Annotated in this window: 15 protein-coding genes; 3 read left to right on the forward strand and 12 right to left on the reverse strand. The window is 39.5% G+C overall.

Annotated elements, in window-relative coordinates:
• The first annotated feature begins 130 nt into the window (after positions 1-130).
• Complete coding sequence (locus CLW00_RS18580) at positions 131-1,258, forward strand: Gfo/Idh/MocA family protein (RefSeq protein ID WP_106135207.1); 1,128 nt, start codon at positions 131-133, stop codon at positions 1,256-1,258.
• Positions 1,259-1,388: 130 nt separating this feature from the next.
• Here the strand turns inward: CLW00_RS18580 and CLW00_RS18585 are convergent, their stop codons facing one another.
• The 10 genes from CLW00_RS18585 to CLW00_RS18630 all read right to left on the reverse strand — a co-directional run bounded on the left by CLW00_RS18585 (position 1,389) and on the right by CLW00_RS18630 (position 15,591).
• Positions 1,389-1,820 (reverse strand): response regulator, encoded by a 432-nt coding sequence (locus CLW00_RS18585; protein WP_106135208.1) that lies wholly within the window; start codon positions 1,818-1,820, stop codon positions 1,389-1,391.
• A gap of 150 nt (positions 1,821-1,970) precedes the next feature.
• Positions 1,971-3,143, reverse strand: a complete 1,173-nt coding sequence (locus tag CLW00_RS18590) for an MFS transporter (RefSeq protein ID WP_106135209.1) — start codon at positions 3,141-3,143, stop codon at positions 1,971-1,973.
• A 38-nt stretch (positions 3,144-3,181) separates the two neighbouring features.
• Positions 3,182-3,580 (reverse strand): response regulator, encoded by a 399-nt coding sequence (locus CLW00_RS18595; RefSeq protein ID WP_106135210.1) that lies wholly within the window; start codon positions 3,578-3,580, stop codon positions 3,182-3,184.
• A 23-nt stretch (positions 3,581-3,603) separates the two neighbouring features.
• Positions 3,604-4,953: a sensor histidine kinase gene (locus CLW00_RS18600; RefSeq protein ID WP_106135211.1), complete on the reverse strand. Its 1,350-nt coding sequence runs from the start codon at positions 4,951-4,953 to the stop codon at positions 3,604-3,606.
• A complete protein-coding gene (locus CLW00_RS18605; RefSeq protein WP_170073250.1) occupies positions 4,950-9,347 on the reverse strand; it encodes a PAS domain S-box protein in 4,398 nt (1,465 codons plus the stop codon). The genes CLW00_RS18600 and CLW00_RS18605 overlap by 4 nt, the downstream gene beginning before the upstream one ends.
• Before the next feature lie 333 nt (positions 9,348-9,680).
• Positions 9,681-10,247 carry a YdeI/OmpD-associated family protein gene (locus CLW00_RS18610; RefSeq protein WP_106135213.1) on the reverse strand — a complete coding sequence of 189 codons (567 nt, stop codon included), beginning with the start codon at positions 10,245-10,247 and terminating at the stop codon, positions 9,681-9,683.
• Positions 10,248-10,318: 71 nt separating this feature from the next.
• Positions 10,319-11,977, reverse strand: a complete 1,659-nt coding sequence (locus CLW00_RS18615; protein WP_106135214.1) for an amidase — start codon at positions 11,975-11,977, stop codon at positions 10,319-10,321.
• Positions 11,978-12,067: 90 nt separating this feature from the next.
• Entirely contained in the window at positions 12,068-12,493 is a 426-nt protein-coding gene (locus tag CLW00_RS18620) for a (4Fe-4S)-binding protein (RefSeq protein WP_106135215.1), read from the reverse strand.
• A gap of 60 nt (positions 12,494-12,553) precedes the next feature.
• Positions 12,554-13,954: an aldehyde dehydrogenase family protein gene (locus tag CLW00_RS18625; RefSeq protein WP_106135216.1), complete on the reverse strand. Its 1,401-nt coding sequence runs from the start codon at positions 13,952-13,954 to the stop codon at positions 12,554-12,556.
• Positions 13,951-15,591: an acetolactate synthase large subunit gene (locus CLW00_RS18630; RefSeq protein ID WP_106135217.1), complete on the reverse strand. Its 1,641-nt coding sequence runs from the start codon at positions 15,589-15,591 to the stop codon at positions 13,951-13,953. Before CLW00_RS18630 ends, CLW00_RS18625 begins: the two co-directional genes overlap by 4 nt.
• Positions 15,592-15,935: 344 nt before the next feature.
• On the opposite strand from CLW00_RS18630, the gene CLW00_RS18635 reads away from it, so the two are divergent.
• On the forward strand, positions 15,936-16,100 hold the full coding sequence (locus CLW00_RS18635) for a DUF1328 domain-containing protein (RefSeq protein ID WP_106135218.1): 165 nt from the start codon (positions 15,936-15,938) through the stop codon (positions 16,098-16,100).
• A 69-nt stretch (positions 16,101-16,169) separates the two neighbouring features.
• On the opposite strand, the gene CLW00_RS18640 is transcribed toward CLW00_RS18635, so the two are convergent.
• Positions 16,170-16,994 (reverse strand): fumarylacetoacetate hydrolase family protein, encoded by an 825-nt coding sequence (locus CLW00_RS18640; RefSeq protein ID WP_106135219.1) that lies wholly within the window; start codon positions 16,992-16,994, stop codon positions 16,170-16,172.
• A gap of 152 nt (positions 16,995-17,146) precedes the next feature.
• The gene (locus tag CLW00_RS18645) at positions 17,147-17,617 is read right to left on the reverse strand and encodes a DUF1905 domain-containing protein (RefSeq protein ID WP_106135220.1); all 471 of its coding nucleotides are present in this window, start codon (positions 17,615-17,617) and stop codon (positions 17,147-17,149) included.
• A gap of 117 nt (positions 17,618-17,734) precedes the next feature.
• On the opposite strand from CLW00_RS18645, the gene CLW00_RS18650 reads away from it, so the two are divergent.
• Entirely contained in the window at positions 17,735-18,298 is a 564-nt protein-coding gene (locus tag CLW00_RS18650; protein WP_245917392.1) for a class I SAM-dependent methyltransferase, read from the forward strand.
• Positions 18,299-18,559: the final 261 nt, after the last annotated feature.

Raw genomic sequence — 18,559 nt, forward strand, 5'->3', positions numbered from 1 at the left:
CTTCAAAATTCCGGGTATATTTTAGCACCCTTCCATCACAAGTTGACTGCTTTTAGAAGCAATCAAAATAAGTAAGTAATTTTTTTATGCCTATATTAAAGGTGTTTTAAAACCTTTAAACCTTGATAACATGAATTCTAGAAGAACCTTTTTACAGCACTTAACTGTAAGTGCTGGGATTTTGCCATTTGCCATAGGCAGCAGCGCCTACATCCAACCTGAGTCTGAGTATATTCCTGAGGTGCAAGATGGGCCTGTTCTGAAAGTTGCCCTAATGGGTCTTGGAAGCTATGCTGATAGAGTCGCCAAGGCAATGCAGGATTGTAAAAGAGCCAAAATCACAGGATTGATCTCAGGGACTCCTGATAAATTAGAATCATGGGGTGCCAAGTATGATGTGCCCGAAGGCAGTCGGTATAATTACGAGAATTTTGATGCAATAAAGGATAACCCCGAAATAGATGCAGTCTATATCATCACGCCAAATGCGCAACATCACGGTCAATGTCTGCGGGTGGCAGCTGCCGGTAAGCATGTTATATGCGAAAAACCCATGTCAATCAATGCCCAAGAAGGTAAGGAAATGGTAGAAGCCTGTGAAAAAGCTGGCGTAAAACTCCTGATTGGCTACAGGATGCATTTTGAAGCCAACACCTTGAATGCAGTCAGGAAACGTCAAAACGGCGATCTTGGGGAGGTTAAGTTTTTTCAAGGCTTGAGCGGGTTTATAATCGGAGACCCTACACAATGGAGACTTGATAAAGACCTTGCCGGTGGTGGGGCAATGATGGATATTGGCATTTATGCAATAAATGGTGCCAGGTATATGGTAGGAGAGGAGCCTATTTGGGTGACAGCTCAGGAAGTCAAAACTGATCCGGTCAAATTCAAAGAGGGAGTAGATGAGACGATTACTTTTCAATTGGGTTTTCCGAGTGGGGTTATAGCCTCTTGTTTGTCTACTTATAGCATGAATTACCTCGATAAATTTTTCCTTCTAGGGGACAAAGGTTTTGTTGAAATGCAGCCTTCAACCGGCTATGGTCCCATTAAAGCATGGTCTCATGACGGCGACATCACCAAGCCACATGTGACACATCAGACGACTCAGATGGATCAAATGGCAGCAATCATTTATGATGGCAAAAAACCTGAAATCCCTGTGGATGGAGAAGAAGGATTGAAAGATATGAAAATCATTGATGCCATATTTCTTGCGGTAAAATCAGGGCAAAAAGTAAATTTGAATCTCGGATAGGCAAAGGGTCATAAGTGCTACTAAAAAAATAAATTGACCTGAATGATGTAGTTTTCGGGTCAATTTTTTCATTTCAAAAGGTAAAGACTCCTTAGGGATTTCGTAGAAAGCTCAAGAGAATGTATGAAACTTATGGTTTCGGAAGTTTGGCTGTATTCATCCAAAACTCTTCTATTGACGCAATGGCATCATAAAAATTATCAACTTCCGCAGGCTTGGTAATATAGCTGTTGGCGTGGTTGGTGTAGGATGAAAAAATGTCAATATTGGAAGAGGAGGTGGTTAGCATCAAAATCGGTATATGCCTGAACTTTTCATCTGATTTGATCTTTTGTAGGACTTCATGACCACTTTTTTTTGGTAGGTTGATGTCAAGAAGTATCAGGTCTGGTTCTTCTACATTTTCGAATTTATCACGTTTGTACACAAAATCCAATGCTTCTTGTCCATCTCTTGCAATGCTAAGTTGGTTATTGATTTTTCTTTGCTCCAGCGCTTCTTGAGTCAGTAGAATATCACCCTCATTATCTTCCACTAGTAGAATGTGTATTTTTTTGTACATATAAGTAAATATAAAAGAATATGTCAATTTCTCTCAGAAATAGTCAAATTTATTCTAATTATATAAAAAATACTTGAATTAATCTATTGTGGTCTAATCATTCATTTCCCACCTTCAAAACCAGGTAGTGGTAAGGTCTTTTGAATTAAACTATTTTTCTGACTGTGAAAAATTCTTTTGCACAATATTCATAGAACCAAATAAAGGTCCTAGACAAAGTATGATCAGTAGATATGCCGGATTGATTATCACTTGAAGCCAGTTCAACAATTGTATGCTGAAGATGGTGATTCCAAAACCTATACAATTGACTATGGTCAGGGCTGTTCCTTTGTTGTGGGTGGGGACATTTTGTGCTACCAATGTAGAGAACATTGGCGAATCGGCTGTAACGACTACACCCCAAAACATCATAAATGCAAGCATAATTATTGAAAATGGCTGTAAAAATATCAAAGGAGATAAGATGCAACAAATGCCTGACAAGGAAAGCGATAGACGTGCAATTTGGATTGGAAGGAATCTCTCGGAAAGTATACCGCCTACCGCACAGGATATGCCTCCTATTGCAATGATGACGAAAGACCATAATGATAGGTCAAAACTGTCTTGATGCTTTAGTCCATATGCAGTCAAAAAAACAGGTGTAAATGCCCAAAATGCATACAATTCCCACATATGTCCAAAGTAGCCAAAAGCAGCTTTTCTGAATTTTTGTTTTTGAAAAACCGAGAAAAACAAAGTGAAATCAAATCCTTTGGAACGGTTACGATATGGCCCGTCAGGCACCCAGACTGCCATCATAAATCCGCCAGCCAAAGCCAAACCACTGGTGACATAAACCACATAATGCCAGTCCAGTCCGCTGGTAAATGTCCGTACAAAATGCGGAAATGCGGTGCCCAATACCAAAGCTCCTACCAGTAATCCAAGTGATTTTCCTAAACCTTTTTGGAAGTAATCAGAAGCGATTTTCATTCCTACAGGGTATATTCCTGCCAAAAAGAACCCTGTTCCAAATCTTGAAACCAAAATACTCAAGGCCGATATGCCATCTATGCTTAAGGCAAAATTGAAAAAAGAAGCTATTATCGCGCATGTAAAAAACACCCATGAAGGAGAAAAGCGGTCTGCGATGGTGAATATGGCAAAAATCAAAGTTCCGGCTATAAATCCCAATTGTACAGCTGAAGTAAGGTGACCTAGAAAACTTGGTGAAAGCGCAATAGAAGCGGCCAGTTCGGGGAGTATGGCATTACCTGCGAACCAAAGAGAAGTACATAAAAACTGTGATATCACGATCACAGAAAGGGTTTTATTCATGAATGCGTTTGGCGGTTGTTTTTAAGGCATATATGCAATTATTGCAGTTTGTTTAAGACTTTTTGGAGGTCCATTTCTTCAAGAGGCTTGGTGAAAAAGTAGTCAGCATTGTTTTGCTGTGCAGTCATTTTGTCGTTGAAGGAAGAGGAAGTGGTCAAAATAGCTGTTGGAATATCTTTAAGTTTGGGGTCATTTTTTAGAATAGCCAAAACTTCAAGCCCACTTTTTTTAGGCATATTGATGTCCAATAGGATAAAGTCCGGAAGGGAAGCATTTTTGAAATTCCCCCTTTTGTATAAAAAATCAACTGCTGCCGCTCCATCTCTGACCACCGAGAGTGGACAGTTGATTGAGATTTCTTCAATCAACTCTGAGGTCAGCAGAATATCACCTTCGTTGTCTTCTGCCAGTAAAATATGGATTTTAGAACCTGCCATTTGAACTAATTTGCGTGCTAATATTATGTTTTTTTTGGGATACTGAAAGAAAAGATACTCCCTTTTTCAATTTCGGATTCCAAAAGTATTGTACCGCCCAGATTTTCAACGCATTTTTTCACAATCGCAAGTCCAATTCCTGTACCTTCATAATCTTTCTTATGGTGTAATTTTTGAAATAAATTGAATACCCTATCGTGGAATTCTTTTTCAATCCCAATCCCATTGTCTTTGACTGAAAATTGCCAATACGTTTCTTTTTCTACACTACTGATTTCAATAATAGGGGGTATGTCTGACTTGGAATATTTTAGTGCATTGCTGATCAGGTTTAAAAATATCTGAGAAATAGGGGGTGCATAACTTTCAACTGTGGGTAATGGATGAACAATAATTTCGGCTTTCTTTTCTTTGATTGATTCCTGAAATAGTCTTAAGGTGCTATGGACAAGCTCATCCAGGTTGATTATTGATTTTTCTCCATCGAATCTCCCTACTCTGGAGTAATCCAATAAGCCTTCAATCATGTCTTTCATCCTGACAGCCCCATCTGAAGCGAAATAAATATACTTTTTGCCTCTTTCATCGAGCAAAGAGATGTAGTTTTTCTCTAACTGATGCAGGAATGCAGTAATCATTCTGAGAGGTTCCTGTAGGTCATGTGAGGCCGAGTAAGCAAATGTTTCCAGCTCTGCATTTTTTTCTTTTAGGGTATTCAAGGCCTTTTCTAAATTATCATTTTGTTGGTTGAGTTGGGCTTTTAACATCCTTTCATTGTTGATGGATTTTTCCAACAAGTCAAATACTTTAGGGAATAAAGCCGAGGAAAAAAATCCTAAGAAAATCAGGTTTGATGCTACAGCAACAAATTGAGGAAGGTTGTGCGTAGGTTCATCTTTCCAAAACATAACGTCAAGTGGGATAAGTAATCCAATGATGACGCAAAAGAGGACATTGGCTATTGTAGGATAATAGGCATACTTGACCGGGAAAAGTATGGTGCAGAAAAAGCTTGCGGCTAACATGTATAAAAAGGTTGGACCTGATAGACCTATGATAAACATGAACCCAAATGATACCATATAAAAAGTAGAAACAAAGAGAAATTTTCTGGTACTGATTGCGATTTTAGGTAAAAATCCAGCGGCTACTAAAAAGCCCACCGCCACAGTATCTAGAATGACTATGCTGAAGTATTCGGATTGAAATGCAAATATGACTCCGGGGAAGTAGGGAATCAATACAAGGGGAATAATGAACAAAACGCTGTAATAGGTAAGCATTGTTCTCCATTGTAAAGAGGTATCCAAATCTCCGGTATCAAGTCCGAAATTTTTTCTGATATGCAGTGAGTATGTTTTCCAGATATTCATGCTTTAATTTTGGGTAGGGTAAAGTGGATAGTTGTACCAAGACCTAATTCTGATTCCACCCAGATTTCCCCATTAAAGTTTTCTATAATTTTCTTGACTATGCTAAGCCCCATACCAGTTCCTCCATATTGATCCTTACCATGTAGGCGCTGGAAAATGATGAATATCCGGTCGAAATATTCTTTTTCTATCCCAATCCCGTTGTCATGGATTGAAAATTGCCAATTCTTTTTAATCTCTTTGACTGTTATGTTTAGTTGTAAAGGGACATTTTCTTTTGAATATTTGAAAGCATTGTTGATCAAGTTATAAAAAAGCTGAAAATAAGGGGTTTTATAGCCCAAAACTTTTGGCATAAACTCGACAGTGACCTGTGCATTTTTTTCCTCTATGCTTTTTCTATGCATCAAAAGGGCTTCTTCCACTACTTCATTGAGGTCTATAAGTGTTTTGTCTCCTTCATTTTTGCCCACTCTCGAAAAATCCAATAAGTCCAAAATGATCTGTTTCATTCTTTGCGCTCCATCCACTGCGTAATGAATGTATTGTTTGGCTTTATCGTCTAGTTCATTTCCATATCGTTTTTCTAACTGAATCAAGAAGGAGCTGACCATCCTAAGTGGTTCCTGCAAATCGTGAGATGCTACATATGCAAATTGCTCTAATTCTGAGTTAGACATTTCCAATTCCTTGGCCTGTTTTTTCAGTTCGCTGTTGAGTTCCTGAAGAGATGCTTCAAATTCTTTTCTTTGGCTGATATCCGACATCGCGCCTACTATCCGAATGGCTTGCCCCGTTTTGTTCCTGACAATCAGACCCCGATCTTCTACCGTGGCATAGCTGCGATCCGCCTTTTCATAGCGATATTCCTCTTTCCAATACTCCATGTTGGGGTCATTTCGCATTTTGTCCCAACTGGTTTTTATTCTTTGGAAATCTTTTGGGTGGATTTTATCCAACCAGCCTTGAAGTTTTTGACTTGAGCTACCAGGATCATGACCAAACAATGTTTTGTAACCATTAGACCAGTAGAGTTTATCGGCTTCAGCATCATAATCCCAAATAGCATCATTGGAAGCCATAGAAGCTTTTTCAAAGCGTTCGTTTGACTTCCTTAACTCCATCTCGGCCGCTTTCCTTTCGGAAATATCCTGGATACTTCCGGAAATTGCAGATACTTTTCCTCCTTTTTTTTCTGCCTTACCAAGTACTCTTACCCATTTTTCATCCCCTTTGTAAGTAACCAATATTACCTCTAGGTCAAAAGAATGACCTTCTTCTATGCATAATTTCACGGCTTCTCTGATACTTTCTCTTGAAGATCCTTCTTTGTAAAGCTGAATACCACTCTCTGGGGTGGGGGAGAAATCATCGGGAACCTCCATCAACTCTCTTGTAATGGATGACCAGTAATTGCTACCATCACTCAGGTCTACTTCCCAACTACCGAGTTTTGCAAGCCTGTTAGAATCTTCCAGAAGATTGTTGAGTTTGACTTTATCAGTTACATCCCTTCCAAATGCATAGGCAACACCTTCCTCACCAAAAACTTCAGATGATTTCCAGGATATCCATTTGTAATCGCCATTGACTGTACGGTATCGGTTGACAAAGTTGTCAGATTGCCTTAGGCCAGAGATGGTTTCTTTATATTCTTTGTTGGTAGGAGTTAAGTCATCGGGATGAAGGAAGTTGACGAATGGTTGAGAGGTCAAATGCTCGTGAGAATACCCCAATAGTTTGGTAAATGCAGGATTAACTTTTCTGAACATCCCGTCTGAATCTGCTATAGCAAGAATATCGGGGGCATTCTCAAAAAATGCACTTACCTCTTCTTGCTGTTGCTTCCTGACTATTTCTGAGCCAAGGTAATTCTCCAAGTGACGGAAATACATTTGATAATAAAAATCCTGATTTTGATTGTTTAAGCTCCCTAGCAAAATAACTGCGATCACCTCGTCATTATATTTCAATGGAAAACAGATAATAGAGTTAGCCTTTAATTGATTGAGTCCTTTAGAACGGACAAATTCGTTATTACCGGAATTTTTTTGCCAAGTTTGACTTTTGCCTGACTGCCAAGTTTTTCCGGGTAAGCCTTCTCCCTCATTAAAGTCAGTACGGTCCTTTTCAATCGAATAGAATTTTTTTAAATTTTCAGTTCCTTCAAGCCAAGTGTATAGCTTAATTTTTTTTCTTTTGCTGTTTACCATCCATACTTCTCCCAACTCGGATTCACTCATTTTGATCAGATGATCGAGGATGTTGTCAAGGATCAACTTGGTCTTTGATTCATTTTTGAAATACTGTCCTATTTCTGCCAAAAAATTATTCTTCAACATGTCAAGTTTAAGGTGTGATTGTTCTCTAAGAGAGCCAATCATTCTCATTGGCTTGCCTTCATCATCCCTGATCAAGTAGGCTACTTCTTCGACAAATTGATAATTTCCATTGCTGTCTAAAAATCTAAATTCATTGTTCCATTGAAACCTTGACTTATCTTCAAGAAAATTTTCCCACCTCAACTTTTCCCTTTTAGCATCAGTGGGATGTATCAAACCTACCCAGTGCTCTAATTGGAATCTTTTTATGTCAGCTTGATGCCCAAAAATTCTCTTGAATCCTTCTCCCCAAATGAATTCATCGGTTTTTACATCCCAATCAAAAACAGCTTCATTGGTGGCTTTTTGGATATAATGGAACAATTCATTACTGGATTCCAGCTTCTTTTGGGTATGGACCAGGTCGGTAATGTCAGTGCTGTTGATCAATAATCCTTCAATATTTGGATCATCTTTCAGGTAAGTAGCAGAGGCCTGCATCCATCTCCAGCCAGACTCTTTGTGTTTGATCCGATAGGGGAGTGATGTGACTCTTTTTTGGGTGCTGAGTGCTTGAATCTTGAATTGTAAATCAGCTTTATCATCAGGATGAACCAATGCAAAGGCAGATGTATGCAGTAAATCCTCACTGCTGTACCCCAAATTGATTTCATGATTTGGACTGGCAAATTTATAATTACCTTTTTCATCCAAGACTGCAATCAGATCGGATCCTTCCTGTACAAGGGTCTTAAATTTCTTTTCACTTTGTTTCAACTGTTCAGCGGCAGTTTTTTTCAAAGTCACATCTGATGCTGAAATGAAAACCCCTAAAATTTCTTCACTATCATTTTTAGCAGGCTTATGGGTAAATTCATAGATTAGTTCCTTTCCCTTTGCATCAGTTACTATGGTTTCAGTCACAAAGGTTTCTCCCTCTAGTACTTTACTATACATTTCAGCCAATTGATTCCTTTTGGATGGATTAGTATAATTGAGAATGCTCTCGTGTTTGATTACTTTCTTTCTGAAAAACTCTTTGTACTTTTTCTCAAACTTTTTATTGTAAGAAACTACATTCAGAGACCTATCTATGAATATGAAAGCCTCGTCAGTATTGTTGGTCATCATACTGATTTCAAAGAGGTTTTGCTTCTGCTCTGTGAGGTCAACGCCTACCCCATAGAGACAGGCTTGATTTTGAAAATAGATGAATGATGCTCGGAAAAAATGAGGTTTTACTTCTCCATTTTTATGCAAAATATTGGCTTCAAGACTTGACTGCCCATGTAGAAACGCTACCTGTATTTTTGACCTGATAGCCTTTTTTTCATTGTTAGGGAAAAAGTCAATCACATCAAACTTGCCCAACTCCTCATCCGAGCGACCTGTTACCTGATTGACCATTCTATTCCAAAGCAACATCTCTCCATCTTGATTGAAGAGGAAAAAAACACTTTGTAGCTTCTCAATTAAGTCTTTGGTAAAACTAGCTTCTAGTCGGCTAAAGGATGGGATTCTAAATTTGCCTTGGTATATTTTTTTAAGGTGATTGGGAAGTTCTTTTTTGTCCAAAATTGCATCCGCCAGCTCAGACTGAATGGTGAGTTCGGAGTTTTCAGGAAATCTACAATCTGTCGGCTCTTCCACCAAAACATAGGCATTATTGTTTTTCAAAAGGGAAAGTTTGGCAGCCAATCCGGTACTTTTACCTGAAAGTACAACCGCCAAAAGGGAGTATTTCTCGATAAAAGAAGCATTTTCTTCTTCCTTGAGATAAATGTTGGATAGGTAATCGGAACTGTTTTTTTCGAAAAACTCTTTTTCTGAATAGTAGATTTTACTCTTCTTCAAAGCTTCTTCCTTCTCAAATTTCACCAATTTCAACTCAGAACTATGCGCTAAGGCCTTTTGGATGTTTTCCTGTTCATTTTTGGTAATGGGGTGATTGAGAATGAAAAATTGATCTTCTGTATTTTCAAGTGACAATAAGAACTCTATCAGGCGAGATAGATCCTCCGAAGAAAAATGGATAATGGTTAAGAAAGTATTTTGAATACTCCAAATTGCCATGGTAGATGGAATTTGATTGTGGGTGGATTTTGAAGGCATAACTTATACCTCAATACGGTTCCTTACAATATCGTTATTCATTTTGTAAATAAAGATTGTGAACTACTTTATTTAGCATTTCTTTTTTAATCTTTACTTAGATTCTGTCGATTTTGAGTTATAGGTGATGGGCGTGGAAAACTAAAAAATCATCTGACAAACATACCATAAACCTATTTAGAAAATCAAACTATAGTTTAGAACCAACCTTACTACTGAAGGCATGTATTTAAGAATCTGAATGGTGGGAACAGGAAGGTAATGTGATTAACCACTGAATTTTGGAAATACATATTACTTTTTAATGTATTTATCATTGAGCCCTTTTCCTTCCATTATCATCGGTTTGATCTTTTCTAAGCGAGCTATCTGAGTTTCTTCTCTTTTTGCCGAATTGACATGTTCTAAGTACTCCTTTTGTTTAGAATTGCTCAACTGTTCAAAAGCTTCATTCAATTTGTCGTTTTCTTTGAGAGCATTGGCCAATAATCCAGAAATTTCTAGCTCGCCTGACTTTTCCGGAACCCACCTTTTACCTTCTTTTTCATTTTGAATGGCTTCTTTGATATAGGTAAGCACTAAAGCATCGTTGATTTCATTCATTCCTGAAAACCTCCATTGTCTTAAAGCTTTGGTCTTGTTTTCTTGTGCATTGAAAAATACACTTTCGGGATCGGACATAAAGACACCATTGTAAAACCACAGTCCAACATAATTTTTGAAACCACAAATACCGACAATATTTTGGCCGTTATAGGTGTAAACATCTATGCCCCATTTGATACTATGTGACATTTCAGTTCTTCTCATGATATCGTTGAGAAAGGCAATTTCTTCCTGCCACTTCGTTTCAGTTTTCATAAATGCTGGGTTTAGTTGAAAAGGCAATAATCAAATATACCAAAACATTTTTTGATAAAAGTATCGTCTGTCTATTGCTTGTAAGCCGATGGCCTGCCCTTGGGGTGGGCAAACGTCTGCTGATAGGCTTTTGCCAATTGCAGCATTTTTGCTTCTTCAAAGTAGTTTCCAAGGAATGTAATGCTTGTTGGATGTCCTTCATTGTCGATTCCATTGGGGACACTGAGAGCGGGATGCCCGGTAAGATTTGTGATAAGCATCTGCTCTCCTCCAAATGTCGGCGAAATTATCACATCATAATCCTTGAAAATCTGATGTACTTCTTCAATCAACCTTCGCCTGTGTCTATTGGCTTGAAGATATTCCACAGCTGGAATCAACCGTGATTGTCTGAGGGAATTTGCCCTGGAGCCTTTATGTTGCTCTACCATTTCCCTGTGTCCTTCTTTGGTAATCAACTCATCAAAAAATGCACCTGACTCTGCACGAAGAATGATGTCAAAAACATCAAAGGGATAGTCTTTGGGTAATTGTACAGCTTCTAAATTCAGCCCCATGGACCGTAATTCCTCCAAGGTCAATTTGTTGTTGACATTGTTTCTAGCAGTGTCAGCATTAAATTGATCTTCAACATATCCAATTTTAAGCCCATGAATATCAATAAACTGATTGAGTTCAGTTGAGGTCGGTTTTGAGCTTCTGTCTTTAGGATCTTCGCCTCTTATATAATCATACACAATAGCACAGTCTTCTGCGCTTCTACAGATTGGCCCGACCTTGTCCATACTCCAGGAAAGCACCATAAAACCTGCTTTGCTGACGGCTCCATAAGTGGGGCGCAGACCGGTGATTCCAGTGCGTGTAGATGGAGAGACGATGGATCCCAAAGTTTCGGTACCTATGGAAAAGGCAACCAACCCTGCCGCAGTAGCAGCACCTGCCCCGGCAGAAGAACCTGTGGCTCCCTGATTGAGATCCCATGGGTTTTTGGTCTTTCCACCAAACCAAACATCTCCTCTAGCCAAACTTCCCGAAACAACTTTGCCAAGAAGAACTGCTCCCGCTTCCTCGAGTTTGATTACCACACTTGCTTTCTCATCAATCACCTGATTCTGATAGGGTGCAGCACCCCATGTGGTCGGATATTCAGGTACTGCAGCCAAGTCCTTGATGCCATAAGGAATCCCATGAAGGATACCTTTATAATTGCCATCGCGGAATTCTACATCGGCTTTTTCGGCTTGTTTGAGTGCCAGTTCTTCAGTGACAGTGATAAAAGATTGGAGTTTGCTATCATATTGTTTGATTCTGTCCAAATAGATGGTAGTCAGTCTTTTTGAGCTCAATTTCCCTGATTTTAATAGAGAAGCCAATTCGGGAATGGACATGAAAGCGATTTCTTCATCATCTTCAGGGAGAATAACGTCTTCAGGGATGGCCCAGTTTGAAGGCTCGTTTTGCAAAGGGAATTGTACATCATTGGGGAAAGGATCAAAAACCAATGCTGGTTCTACATCATTGCCCAATGAAAATGCTCTCATTTCATCATAACCTTTTCTGTTTCTCTCCAGATAACTGAGCATGGTATCAATTTCAGCTTTTTCAAAATCAAGGTGAAAAAGATTGAGCGCAGCTCTTACATCAGATCTTTTGATTTTATCTCCTGAATTTGCTACGACAAAACCCAAAGCGAAACCTGCCAAAAGCAGTAACCATCCATATTTCTTCATGTAGAAAAATAAAAAAAAAGACTGAAAAGCTAGTTCAAAAAATCATTCTAGGAAGCATTTCAGTCTGAATGGTTAAAATTTGATAAACTGCTAATCTTTGAATTCAGTTTTCTTATGTGTACCGTCACAATATGGTTTGGAGTTGGAACTGCCGCAACGGCAAAATGCAGTCGTCTTGTATTTTTTCTCTACACTTCCGTCTGGTAGTTTTACTTCAATATTTCCATAGACCATCAATGGGCCATTTTTCATTACCTCGGCGGTTTGAGGACTTCTATCATCGGAAACATCCTGTTTTTCATGTCCTTTTTCCATGTAAAAACCCAAAGCTCCAGATGGACACTGTTTGACCTGATGAACAATATCTTCTGTACTGGCACCTTCAATATTAATCCAGGGTTTTTCATCAGGACGAAAAACGCCAGGAAGGCCTTTTACACAGATTCCTGAATGTATACATTTTTCAGGTTGCCAGATTACCGTTACTTCTCCGTTGGAATATTCTTTTTTCTTCATCTTTTACATTGGTTTTGTGAAAAAAAGGCCACCAGTCTTTGCAGTGGCCTTTTTCTAAATTTACAGTAATTTACTTTTAAAAACCATCAACTTGGTTCTTGTCATTTCATGCATGGAGTATGGGATTCCACCCAAACCTTCTCCAGAGGCATCTCTACCGCCAAATGGCATCCAGTCAGCACGAAAGGCTGTGTGGTCATTGACCATGACGGCAGTGGCATTCAGTTTCTGGACTGTGTCCAAAGCTATATTTACATCTTTGGTGAAGACTGCTGCCTGAAAGTGGTATTCAAGACTGTTGGCAAGGTTGATTGCTTCATCTCTGTCGCTATAGCTATACACGCATACTACCGGTCCAAAAATCTCCTCTTTTGACACTTTACTCTCAGCACTAGGATTCCAAAGTACAGTAGGTTCATAACAGGTGTCTGAGATACGCTTACCACCACAAAGGATTTCCGCACCATTCTTTTCAGCTTCATTTACCCATTCTTCCACACGGTCTACTTCCCCTGTTCTGATCAGTGGCCCCACTTCTGTGTCTTTTTCCAGAGGATGGCCTACTTTAAGTTTTTTGGCCTTTTCAGCTATTTTTTCTGCCACATCTCTGGCTATTGATTCATGCACGAAAACTTTCTGAACCGATACACATACTTGACCTGCATGGTAGAAACCTCCTTTGACCAGCCCTGGAATCATTTCATCCAATTCAGCATCCGGTTCTACAATTACAGGTGCGGCACCACCATGTTCCAAAGCACAGCGAGTACCTGGGGCTAGCTTTGATTTGAGCATCCAGCCTATTTTGGCAGATCCTATAAAGGACAGGTAATTGACTCTTTTATCTGTGACTAGTTTTTCAGCAAGTTCATTATCTATCAAGACCATTTGTATCCAACCTTCAGGGACACCGGCATCTTGAAGTATTTCCATAAAAGCCTCACAAGACAAGGGCGTATTTGAGGCGGGCTTGACGATCACAGGGCATCCGGCTGCAAATGCAGTGATGGTCTGATGCACGATCAGGTTCAATGGATGGTTGAATGCTGACAAGGAAGCCACTACGCCTATGGGTTCTCTGGTAGTAAAGGCAAGCCTATTGGAAGTCGCTTCGGTCAAGCCCATTGGGATTTGTTGCCCTGAAAGACGCCCGATTTCTTCAGCAGCTATTTTGACACCATTGATAGCGCGCAGGACTTCTACCTTAGAATCTTGATAGGGTTTGCCTCCTTCACCCGCAGCTGTATTGGTGAGCTCTTCAATTTTGTCCTGCATCAGGTGACGCACCTTTTCAAGAATATCGATTCTTTTGTGCGCAGGAATCCATTTGGATCTGTCTGAAAAAAGGTTGTGGGCCTTTGATATGGCATTCTCCAGTTCTTCTTGACTCATCAAAGGCAATTCTTTGATCAGGCTATTGTCATAAGGTGAGGTTACTTTTATGTTTTTTTTATCACTCATAGTTTTTCTGTTTTTTCTTTCAACATTACATTCAAAATTGGATGATTGAGGGAATAATCAACCGGCAAATCGATAATGTGCACCGCAGGCGTGTTGAGGCAATCGTCCATAATTCTTTGGAAGTCATTGTCATTTTCCGGCCTATGTCCTTTGGCACCATAGCTATCTGCATATTTTACAAAATCAGGATTTTTGTAATCCAATCCAAAGTCATCAAATCCCATATCTTCTTGTTTCCATTTGATCATGCCATAAGCTTCATCATTGAGGATGATTACAATCAAATGAAGTCCAAGCCTGACAGCAGTTTCTATTTCCTGAGAATTCATCATGAATCCTCCATCACCGCAGACTGCAACCACGTTTTTATCTGGATTGAGCATTTTGACCATCAAAGCGGACGGCAATCCGGCACCCATAGAGGCCAAAGCATTGTCAAGCAAAAGGGTGTTTGGTTGGTGACAGATATAATTACGGGCAAACCAAAGTTTGTAAATACCATTATCGAGTGTGATCACATCTTCAGAAGCGAGTTTATTTCTCAAGAGATTGACCAAGCGCTGTGGTAACATGGGAAATCTCTCATCTTCAAAATATTTGGACAGGTGTCCATCCACTTCTTTTTTGACTTTTGTGAAAAATGAGAAATCCCAATTGTTTTGAGTTTGTATTTTCTCAGCAAGTTTGTACACACTGCTGGTAATATCACCTACTACATTGAGCTGTGGGAAATATACCGGATCTACCTCGGCAGGGGAGAAGTTGACATGAATGACCTGTTTTTCTCCTTTTTTCATGAAAAAGGGTGGTTTTTCGATCACATCATGACCTACATTGATAATCAGGTCAGCAGCTTCGATGGCAGCATGTACAAAATCATTACTGGAAAGTGCAGCAGTTCCCAGATATTGTGGGTGTCTTTCGTCGATCACTCCTTTGCCCATCTGCGTAGTGAAGAAGAAAATACCCGTTTTGTCTACAAATTTCCCCAAAGCATCACAAGTAACTTTACGGTTGGCACCCGCGCCGATCAGCAAAAGCGGAAATTTTGATTGATGGATCATTTCCACTGCTTTGGCAATTGCCTTTTCATCGGGCTTAGGGCTAATGTGGCCTACCACATCATATACTGAATCTTCACAATCTTCTTGGGCAATATCTTCGGGAAATTCGAGGTGAACTGCCCCAGGTTTTTCCTCAATAGCCAGCCTGAAAGCTTCCCGGATTTGGGAGGCTATATTGTTAGAATTGACAATCTGTTTGGTGTACTTGGTAACAGGCTTCATCATGTCTACTACGTCGATGATTTGAAAGCGTGCCTGTTTGCTTTTCTTTATGGGTTTTTGCCCTGTAATCATCATCATAGGCATTCCTCCGAGTTGTGCATATGCTGCTGGGGTGACCAGGTTGGTAGCTCCTGGACCCAATGTGGCAAGGCAAACCCCAGGCTGACCCGTAAGTCTCCCGTAGGTAGCTGCCATGAATCCGGCACCCTGTTCATGCCGTGTGACAATAAGTTTGATCGATGAATTTTTAAGTGATTGCAAGAGGTCTAAGTTCTCTTCTCCTGGTACGCCAAAAATGTATTTTACGCCTTCATTTTCTAAGGCTTTCACAAAAAGATCTGATGCTTTCATAAGGTAAAATTAAAGTTAAAAGATTTGTCAATTTTTCAAGAAGGCTGGAATGATAATGATATACTTCCAAAGGATGTACCAGCTTCAGGAATAGATCGGTTTAAGTCCAAAGTGATGGCAGCAACCACATAATTTAAAATAATTGGCCTGTTTCTTGGCTCTAGACTGAAGACCTTCTATTCGGACACTTATATAAATACAACATGTAAGCCGTAGAATTGATTTATAAAATCCGGGTTTTTACAAACAATATCTACCTCTGATATAGGTTCATTTATTCTTAAAAGGTTATAGACTTTTTGAGATAGTTTTTAATAAATCATTAACTCCTAAACCAAACAATCATGCTTTCATTTGTAATTACTGCACTAGTTATTGCCTTTTTGGCAGCCATTTTGGGCTTTACCGGTATCGCCAAGGGCGTAGCGGCCATCGCCAAATTCGTATTTTACATTTTCTTGGTAATTTTTGTAATTACCCTGATCATTGGGTTAGTCAGCGGATTCTGATAAAAACAAACCAAAACCAAAAAAGCCGGAATCTCCGGCTTTTTTGGTTTTATAGATACCCGATCTTTTTTAAGCGACTTTATTAGTCAAGGTACCAATCCCATCAATACTGATGTGGATGTAGTCGCCTGACTGTAGCGTAAATGTATCGTCTGGCACAAGACAGGTTCCGGTCATCAGGTAGACACCTTGGGGAAAACTCATTTCCCTACAAAGGAAAGATTTCAATTCTTCATGTGATCTTTTCATTTGGGCAATTGAAATTTCGCCTTCAAAAACTACCGCACCGTTTCTTTCGATTTGCATTTGAATTTTCGCATCAGCGTCAATTGGGTCTTTTGGAACCCAAAGGCAAGGGCCTATAGCCGCAGATTGGTCGTAACATTTGGCTTGAGGTAAGTATAGCGGGTTTTCACCTTCAATGTCCCTAGAACTCATATCATTGCCGATGGTGTATCCTGCTATTTCACCATTAGAATTGATAAAAAGGGTCAGTTCAGGTTCAGGAACATTCCACTTGGAATCTTTACGGATCTTTACTTCACCGCTTGGCTTGGCCACTCGGTAATGGGTAGATTTGAAAAAAAGCTCTGGCCTCTCTGCTTCATATACTTTGGAATAAAAAACATCAGCACCGCTTTCTTTTGACTCTTCCATTCTGGCTTCTCGACTTCTGTAATAAGTGACTCCCGCAGCCCAAATCTCCTGAGTGCCTATTGGTGCATCAAGGTTTTTCGGTGTCCAATTGACTTCAGTCCATGGCTGAATCTCTTCTTGGAGTTTTTGGTACAGGTTTTCCTGATTGACAAGTTGATCCCAGTTTTTGGATTGGGCGAGGTGGTGCTTGCCTTCTGACTCAATGATGATGTCTTTGCCTGATTTATAGATTTTCATAGTTTGAGGTGAAATAGGTTCAGCATGGAAATTAGGTTTTTTTGACCAAAAACTCTCATGGTTTTACATGAATATCAGTCAAACATCAATACCCTACTGTGGCAAATAGTAGCTTCTATGATTTTTTTCAGGGTAAATACTGAAGAAGTAAATTAAAACCTCAACCTGTCAATAAGCTGAACAAGCTTTTCGATTTTCTTTTCTTCAATTTGAAAGCGAAGAATCTCTTGAAGTTCTTCTTGTCTTTTTTCTTTGGAGAGCAGCTGAAAATTTCTCCATGCTTCTGGTTCTTCCTTGATGCAGCTAAAAATAGTTTCTTGAGAAAAATCAGTCTCAACCCCTTCTTCCAAAAGAGGAGTCAGCCATAACTTTACAGTATCACCTTCTTTTTTTTGTATGGCCTTTCTGATCTTGGCATTGACCGGAAGGAAAAGCTTGCCGCTACCGAAGGGCATCAAGGTAACCTCTTCCAATTTGTAGCTGTCAATTTTCCCGGAAACTTTCAACATCCCAAAGTAAGACTTTGGCTTTTCCAAGTTGGGGAATAAAACATAAGTCCATCCTCCTTTTTGAGGGAATTTTTCCAATACAAATTCACCATCAATCAAAACTTTTGGATTCATTTTGTACAGATTTACATGAGTAAATCTAATTTAGTGAAATCGAGTTGAATTCTTTATTTTATTTGTAAAAGCAAGCGAATGATTGTTGTGACAATCTGATATTTAATTGAAGGGGGAATGGAAATGAAATTTTGGGAAATAAAGGCATATATAAGCAGCATACTTCTTTTTGCCAGCTTTTTTCATACTCATGCACAAGGTGATGGGCCTGGTTTTGCTGATTTGGTACCATTTGTCACCACTCCAATGGAGGTAGTGGATGCCATGATGGAATTGGCAGATGTCAAAGAAGGAGATATCCTTTATGACCTAGGTTCTGGCGATGGGAGGATACCTATTGAAGCTGCTATGAGATATGGCATCAACACAATAGGAGTGGAGATAGACGCTGACTTGGTCGACGAGGCGCAGCAAAATGCAAAGGATAAGGGAGTTGAAAACCTGACTACATTTATTCAGGGAGACTTATTTGAGTTGGATTTCTCAGACGCTACTATTTTGGTTCTTTACCTTTTTCCCGATATCAACCTCAAACTGAGACCAAAAATCTGGCAATTGCCCAAAGGTACAAGAGTGATTTCTCATCGATTCGATATGGGAGACTGGAGACCAGATGAAGTTAAAAAAATAACCTTAGAGGATGGTAAAGAGCATGTTTTATTTTTTTGGAGGGTTCCTTAGAGAAAGGATGAAGGATGAGGGAGAAAGGATAAAAGGTTGGTGGTTTGTGGAGTTTTGGTCTTTTGATTTACGAAGTACGGATTACGACCTAGTCTTTTGGAAGGCAGGTTTACGAGGCTTTTCCTGGTAGAATATTTAATGAGCATTTTTAAGTGGAGAATTAGGAATAATATCGAATTCCGAATGATGGATGATGAATGAAGAAGGGAAAGGCAAAGGATGAGGGAGGAAGGATGAAGGATGAAAAAGTCGGTGGTTTGT

Source organism: Mongoliibacter ruber (genome assembly GCF_003003005.1).
Classification (GTDB): Bacteria; Bacteroidota; Bacteroidia; order Cytophagales; family Cyclobacteriaceae; genus Mongoliibacter; species Mongoliibacter ruber.

Coding starts and splice junctions, on each gene's coding strand:
- CLW00_RS18580 (WP_106135207.1), top strand. CDS start 131: ATGAATTCTAGAAGAACCTTTTTACAGCACTTAACTGTAAGTGCTGGG.
- CLW00_RS18585 (WP_106135208.1), bottom strand. CDS start 1,820: ATGTACAAAAAAATACACATTCTACTAGTGGAAGATAATGAGGGTGAT.
- CLW00_RS18590 (WP_106135209.1), bottom strand. CDS start 3,143: ATGAATAAAACCCTTTCTGTGATCGTGATATCACAGTTTTTATGTACT.
- CLW00_RS18595 (WP_106135210.1), bottom strand. CDS start 3,580: ATGGCAGGTTCTAAAATCCATATTTTACTGGCAGAAGACAACGAAGGT.
- CLW00_RS18600 (WP_106135211.1), bottom strand. CDS start 4,953: ATGAATATCTGGAAAACATACTCACTGCATATCAGAAAAAATTTCGGA.
- CLW00_RS18605 (WP_170073250.1), bottom strand. CDS start 9,347: ATGGCAATTTGGAGTATTCAAAATACTTTCTTAACCATTATCCATTTT.
- CLW00_RS18610 (WP_106135213.1), bottom strand. CDS start 10,247: ATGAAAACTGAAACGAAGTGGCAGGAAGAAATTGCCTTTCTCAACGAT.
- CLW00_RS18615 (WP_106135214.1), bottom strand. CDS start 11,977: ATGAAGAAATATGGATGGTTACTGCTTTTGGCAGGTTTCGCTTTGGGT.
- CLW00_RS18620 (WP_106135215.1), bottom strand. CDS start 12,493: ATGAAGAAAAAAGAATATTCCAACGGAGAAGTAACGGTAATCTGGCAA.
- CLW00_RS18625 (WP_106135216.1), bottom strand. CDS start 13,954: ATGAGTGATAAAAAAAACATAAAAGTAACCTCACCTTATGACAATAGC.
- CLW00_RS18630 (WP_106135217.1), bottom strand. CDS start 15,591: ATGAAAGCATCAGATCTTTTTGTGAAAGCCTTAGAAAATGAAGGCGTA.
- CLW00_RS18635 (WP_106135218.1), top strand. CDS start 15,936: ATGCTTTCATTTGTAATTACTGCACTAGTTATTGCCTTTTTGGCAGCC.
- CLW00_RS18640 (WP_106135219.1), bottom strand. CDS start 16,994: ATGAAAATCTATAAATCAGGCAAAGACATCATCATTGAGTCAGAAGGC.
- CLW00_RS18645 (WP_106135220.1), bottom strand. CDS start 17,617: ATGAATCCAAAAGTTTTGATTGATGGTGAATTTGTATTGGAAAAATTC.
- CLW00_RS18650 (WP_245917392.1), top strand. CDS start 17,735: ATGGAAATGAAATTTTGGGAAATAAAGGCATATATAAGCAGCATACTT.